The sequence below is a fragment of the Gordonia sp. NPDC003585 genome (assembly GCF_040610755.1).
GTDB lineage: Bacteria > Actinomycetota > Actinomycetes > Mycobacteriales > Mycobacteriaceae > Gordonia.
Map to the genome: position 1 here is coordinate 1 of NZ_JBEXMX010000146.1, position 5,807 is coordinate 5,807.

6 protein-coding genes are annotated in these 5,807 nt (G+C 65.0%); 2 read left to right on the forward strand and 4 right to left on the reverse strand.

What is annotated here, in order from left to right:
* The first annotated feature begins 442 nt into the window (after positions 1-442).
* The gene (locus ABZW74_RS23705; protein ID WP_355279857.1) at positions 443-1,393 is read left to right on the forward strand and encodes a membrane dipeptidase; all 951 of its coding nucleotides are present in this window, start codon (positions 443-445) and stop codon (positions 1,391-1,393) included.
* 11 nt (positions 1,394-1,404) lie between these two features.
* On the opposite strand, the gene ABZW74_RS23710 is transcribed toward ABZW74_RS23705, so the two are convergent.
* The 4 genes from ABZW74_RS23710 to ABZW74_RS23725 are packed head-to-tail and all read right to left on the reverse strand — an operon-like array spanning position 1,405 to position 5,313.
* On the reverse strand, positions 1,405-2,589 hold the full coding sequence (locus tag ABZW74_RS23710) for an ABC transporter permease subunit (RefSeq protein WP_355279859.1): 1,185 nt from the start codon (positions 2,587-2,589) through the stop codon (positions 1,405-1,407).
* Positions 2,586-3,425, reverse strand: a complete 840-nt coding sequence (locus ABZW74_RS23715; RefSeq protein WP_355279862.1) for an ABC transporter ATP-binding protein — start codon at positions 3,423-3,425, stop codon at positions 2,586-2,588. Before ABZW74_RS23715 ends, ABZW74_RS23710 begins: the two co-directional genes overlap by 4 nt.
* 55 nt (positions 3,426-3,480) lie before the next feature.
* A complete protein-coding gene (locus ABZW74_RS23720; protein ID WP_240861095.1) occupies positions 3,481-4,080 on the reverse strand; it encodes a TetR/AcrR family transcriptional regulator in 600 nt (199 codons plus the stop codon).
* Positions 4,081-5,313 (reverse strand): CaiB/BaiF CoA-transferase family protein, encoded by a 1,233-nt coding sequence (locus ABZW74_RS23725; RefSeq protein ID WP_240861098.1) that lies wholly within the window; start codon positions 5,311-5,313, stop codon positions 4,081-4,083.
* 159 nt (positions 5,314-5,472) lie between these two features.
* Between ABZW74_RS23725 and ABZW74_RS23730 the strand changes: the two genes are divergently transcribed.
* Positions 5,473-5,807 (forward strand): ABC transporter permease (locus ABZW74_RS23730; RefSeq protein WP_355279866.1); only part of this gene is annotated, 335 nt, incomplete at its 3' end.

Sequence of the window (5,807 nt, forward strand, 5' to 3'; positions counted from 1 at the left end):
GCCGCGCGGAGGCTCCGGGCCGCATGGGCGGCCCCGCTCTTCCGGGCTCCACGATCGCCGACGACGTCGGCGGGTGGGTCGCTGATCCGAAGAGTACTGCTTTCGGCCTCCTGAACTGGGGTATGCAAGGGCTTCACCCAGCCTGCTTAGGGTCCGAGGACCGCTGCGACAGGGACCTCGTTTCTGGTCAGAGACCTTCGGAACTGCCGACGGTCCCTGACCACAAGTGAGGTCTCTGTGATGGTTGGCCGCGACGGCCGCTTCGCACCCCCGGAGGCGTCGTCGGCGTGTCGCGATGTCAGAAACCGCGTGTCTGGTCAGAAACCCGAGGCGCACCAGCGGTTCTGGCCACACCTGCGGTTTCTGGCGACAAGTGCGGTTTCTGCGAGCAGCATGTCAACGGCACCAGAGATTATCGCCATCCCGCGTACCATCGACGCAGATGACACTCCTCTGGGACCAGCACGCCTGTCTGCCACTGCGGCCCGACGCCGACGTCGGAGTACTGAACAGGTTCCGCCACGGCAGTGGGACGTACGTTTCGATCAATGTCGGCTACTCGCCGCAGAGCCTCGCAGATTCGTTGGCGCTCGCCGACGCATTCCGCGCATCGATCGCGGCACTCGACGATGCCGAGATGGTGGCGACCACAACGGAGATCGAGGCAGTCACCGGCGCAGGCGGGCTTGCCGTCGCCTTCGATCTGGAGGACAGCGGCTCGCTCGACGGTGATCTCGACAACGTGCGCACGTTCTACGATCGCGGCGTCCGCACCATGCTGCCTACCTACAACCACGCCAACACCGCCGGGTGTGGGTGTCTCGACACTGAGGACACGGGCCTGACCGCGTGGGGGAGACAACTGGTCGCGGAGATGAACGCCGTCGGGATGGTGCCCGACGGCTCGCACTGCAGCGCGCGTACTGGTCTCGACATGTGTGAGATCTCCACCGCCCCGGTCATCTACAGCCACTCATGTATGCGAGCGCTGTGGGATCACCCGCGCAACATCACCGACGACCAGGCTCGCGCGTGTGCTCAGACGGGCGGGGTCGTCGGAATCACGGGCGTCGGAATCTTCCTGGGACCCAACACTCCGACGCTGGAGGCGATGACCCGCCATCTGGAGTACGCCGTCGAGCATGTGGGCATTGATCATGTGGGTGTCAGCACCGACCACTCCTTCGACCAGGACGACTTCTACGCCGAGATCGCGGCCAACCCGGAGGCGTTCGACGAGTCGTACACGCGGTGGGGTCCGATCCAATGGATGCCGCCGGAAACCTTTGTGTCGCTGGGAACCCATCTCGCGGAGCGTGGTTGGCGAGATGCCGACATCGTGGCGGTACTCGGTGGCAACTTCCTTCGCGTCGCCCGGGAGTCATGGCGGTGACCTCAGTGCGCTCAGGCGATCCGTATTCCCCTGGGCAGCTTGCGAATCGGGACGCGCAATCGACGCGCCGCGATGATGAGACCGATTCCGCCGATGACAATGGTGATGGCCAGTCCGATATACCAGCTGTCGCCGATGCGCGACAGCTCGTGCTCATTGGAGCGGTACCAGTACGACTGCGCACGGGCTTGATCGTTGCTCAGCTGGTAGCGGTCACCGCAATACCGATCCGCGATGAACGGGCCTGCCCGGCTGCTTGAGAGCGCGGCGGCGATGGACTGGGCGGCGGACGGATCCGGAGTGTCCGTGTTGTAGTCGGACGAACCGAGTCGGGGTGAGTACGTATCGGGATAGTCGTGGTCGGCGACGACGTCGGCCACGAGAAGGAAGGGATTGGGGGCCAGTAGCCACCAGGTCCGTTCGGTGTGGTGAAACTCCTCGTTCTCTGTCCTGTCCTCACATTTCCATTCCGCGTTCTCGTAGTCGTTCGGTGCCGCGGAGACCAAACTTTCGTGCGGTCGCGTGACCTCGTGCCGATGCGCCGTGGACGGGAAGAGGAGTCCGAAGATCGCGGGCAGGCCGAGGATGAGAAAGAAGACGACACTTTGGGTGAGTACCGCCGAACCGGCCGGTCGCGCACTCACGGCCGACAGGCCCAGCCCGACCCCGCAGTAGCAGGCGAACAGCACCGAGACCACGCATATGCCGAGTAGGCCGGGCCAGATCCCGTACGGCGCGGCGATGACGGCCCAGATCAGGTAGGGCAGGGCGAGGACCACCAGCGTCATCGACGATGCCCAGTTGCCGATCAGTTTGCCAAGGGCCAACTGCCAGTGGGTGATTGTGGTGTCCTGAACCACGGCCAGGGTGGCGTCCTTGCGGTCGCCGTTGATCGACGTCGCCGACAGGGTTGGAGCCAGCACGATTCCGCAGAACAACAGAATCGAGACCAGGATCATGTAGAAATTGGTGGCCCAGATCTTGTATGTCGCTTCGAAGACGCCGACGGTCAGGTACAGCGACCCGAACACCACGATCGAGACGAACACGAACAACGCTCCGAGAGTCACCTTCCATCGAGTGGTTCGGAGGCGTTGGCGGAGCTCGAGGCCGATCACGACCAGGACAATGCTCAGCCAGGCGCCCAGCCGATTGCGGCCGGCGTGATGCTGCTGTCTCTCCGTGGTGAGGGTCATCGGCGCTCCGGGTCGAGGGCGAGGTACGCGTCTTCCAATTCATTGCTCACGCGGGAGAATTCGGCAATGTGGGCACCATGGGCGACGAGCCGGGTCAGGTGCTCGGCGGCGGCTTCGTCATCGGCGAACTCCAGCGTTTCGGCCTCGGCGGATGTCTGTCCGAGCAGACGAATTCGCCACGAGTGGCCGGTCGCGGCGCCCGTCGGACGCGTCCGCCCTTCCGTCATCATCACGACGTCGTCGACCATCTCGGACAGCTCGGACAGGATGTGTGACGACACCAGCACGGTGCATCCGCCGTCGGCAAGCTCTCGGAGCTGGTCACGCAGATCGAGTCGCGACCGAGGATCCATCCCGGACGCGGGTTCGTCGAGGAGGAGGATTCGAGGCCGGTTCACCAGTGCGCGAGCGAATCCGAGCCGCTGCTTCTGGCCGCGGGACAGTACATGTGCTGGTTTGCCGGCGAACTCGGACAGGTGAACCATCGCAAGCAATTCGTCTGCCCGGCTCTTCGCGTCGCGGGCGGTCTGGCCGTACAGCCGGGCGAACGTGGTGAGTATTTCCTTGGCGGTCAGGGCATCCCAGGTACCGAACACATCCGGCATCCAGCCGGTCACCTGCCGCGCTCGATCTGGTCCGACTGGTTCGTCGTCGAGCAGAATTTGGCCGGTGTCGGGAGCGAGCAGACCCGCGAGCATGAGTAGAAGTGTTGCTTTACCTGCGCCATTGGGGCCGACGAGTCCGTGGATCACTCCGCTGCGCAGTGCGATATCCGCATGCTCGACGGCGAAGTGACCCCGGAACGATCGCGAGAGCCCGGTCGCGATGAGAGACATGGGATGAAGTTACCGAATCAAATGCGAGTTTCGCTAAAGTGGACTGTGGTCTTCGTCACCGGCCGTTGTACATCGCCCGACGGAAGATCTCGGCGACGGTGGCGATGGCCACCTCGTCGTCGTGGGTGTCGACGCCCGGGTCGCCCCCGGCCGCATACCAGGTCCAGCAGAACGACTCCATCATCGACACGATCGCCGACGCGAACACGCCGTGATCGAGATCGACTGGCACGCCCTGCTTCTCGACCGATCGAACCACCTTGAGGACCGCACCGATACCATCGGCCCGACGCTGCCGCCACCACTGGGCGAACTGTTCGTCGGTCATGGAGAGCTGGAAGACGCCGATCATCTCCGGCAGATACTTCCGGTACATCTCGAAGTACACGCGCACTGCGGCTTCGACATTCGCCCGCGGATCGGAGGTGAGTCGCTCGCGTGTGCCCTCCAGCACGTCTTCGTTGAATGTCTGGAGCAGCGCTTCGAGAAGCTGCTGTTTGTTCTCGTAGTAGTTGTAGAACGATCCCGCCGAGCGTCCCGCGACCGAGGCGATGTCGGAGATCTTCGCGTTGAGAAAACCCTTCTCCGCGAACACCTGTCGTGCGGCCTGATGAAAGGCGGCCTCGGTACGACGGCCCTTGGGTGTGGCAACCATTCAGATGACCCCTGTCCGCTGTAAATCGGCGATTTCGTTGTCGGACAAGCCAAGTAACTCGCCGTAGACCGAGGCGTTGTCGGAGCCGGGCTCGGGCGGTCCGGCCGAGCGGATGCCGCCGGGCGTCTCGCTGAACTGGGGCACCACACCGGGTCCGAGGACCGTGCGCCCGACCCGGGTGTCGTAGTGCTCGGCAATCATGCCGCGCGCCTGCAGATGTGGGTCGTTGACGACGTCGGCAACCGTATTCACAGGACCGACCACCACGCCCGCGGCCTGCAGCGTGTCGGTGAGTTCGACCGTCGTCAGCTGCGACGACCACTCGCCGATCAGGGCATCGAGTTCGTCCTGGTTGCGACCCCGCGCGGCGTGGTCGGCGAACCGTTCGTCGGTGGCGAGCTCGGGTGTCCCCATCGCCGCGCAGAGCCGCGCGAACACCGTGTCCTGGTTGGCGGCGATGATCACATGCGTGCCGTCCTTGGTGGGGTAGAGGTTGCTCGGTGCGATGCCGTCGAGCCGGGTACCCGACGGTCCGCGCACCACACCGCCCATGTCGTAGTCGGCGATGGCCGACTCCTGCACGGCGACACAGGATTCCAGCAGACTCGTGTCGACCACCTGCCCCTTGCCGGTCACGGTCCGCCGATACAAGGCGGCAAGTGCGCCCTGCGCGGCGAACATGCCGGCCAGGGTGTCGCCCAGAGACAGCGCAAGTCGCGGCGGCAGCTGACCGGGATAACCGTTGAGGTGCCGTAAGCCGCTCGCCGCCTCGGCGACCGACGCATAGCCGGCGCGGGTCGCGTCGGGTCCGTACTGGCCGTAACCGGATACCCGGACGACGACGATGCCCGGGTTGCGTTCGGACAGGACGTCGGGTCCGATGCCGAGCCGCTCGAGGGTGCCGGGGCGGAAGTTCTCGACGATGATGTCGGCGCGGTCGGCGAGCCGCAGAAACAACTCGCGGCCGGCGTCGCTGCGCAGATCGAGTGTGACCGCTCGCTTGTTGCGGCCATGCACGGTCCAGTAGAAGCGGTGGCCGTCCACCTCGGCCTGACCCCAGGTGCGGATCGGATCGGGCCGACCCGGGGGCTCGATCTTGATGACGTCGGCGCCCATGTCGCCGAGGAGCCGGGCCGCATGTGGGCCCGCGATGAGAGTGCCGAGTTCGAGCACGGTGATCCCGTCGAGAGGGCCCGTGGGCGCGTCGTGCGCCGTCGGCGTTGATTCGACCATTGGTTCAGTCTGTACGAAAACAGGCGCTCAGGGCCACTCCGACGGGAAATTTCTGAAAATGAACACAGTTTTGGTTTTTCATGCAAAACTGTCGTGCGGAGGGGAACCAAGGTGGCTTTCAGGATTCTCGAGCAAGCGTCGCGGGGACGGCCGGTGCAGATGGTGCGGTCGTCCGTCGCGACGCTCGGACGACTTCTCGACCTGGTGACCGTGTCGCTCGGCTGGGGTGCGCGGGACATCGCCACGCGGCGATTCCCCTGGTCGGAGGCGTATCGCCAGACGACGTTCTTTGCCGGTGTCGCCGCGTTGCCTGCAGCTCTTGTCGCCATCCCGTTCGGGGTGATCATCTCGGTCCAGGTCGGCAGCCTCACCGCACAGATCGGCGCGTCGTCGATGGCCGGCGCGGCCGGTGCACTCGGGGTTTTGCGGCAGGGAGCGCCGATCGCGACCGCGCTGCTGATGGGCGGTGACGTGGGTTCCGCGGTGGCGGCCGA

Bases quoted from the DNA above. Each gene is read 5' to 3' on its own strand.
- ABZW74_RS23710 (WP_355279859.1), bottom strand. From the start codon at position 2,589: ATGACCCTCACCACGGAGAGACAGCAGCATCACGCCGGCCGCAATCGG.
- ABZW74_RS23715 (WP_355279862.1), bottom strand. From the start codon at position 3,425: ATGTCTCTCATCGCGACCGGGCTCTCGCGATCGTTCCGGGGTCACTTC.
- ABZW74_RS23725 (WP_240861098.1), bottom strand. From the start codon at position 5,313: ATGGTCGAATCAACGCCGACGGCGCACGACGCGCCCACGGGCCCTCTC.
- ABZW74_RS23705 (WP_355279857.1), top strand. From the start codon at position 443: ATGACACTCCTCTGGGACCAGCACGCCTGTCTGCCACTGCGGCCCGAC.
- ABZW74_RS23720 (WP_240861095.1), bottom strand. From the start codon at position 4,080: ATGGTTGCCACACCCAAGGGCCGTCGTACCGAGGCCGCCTTTCATCAG.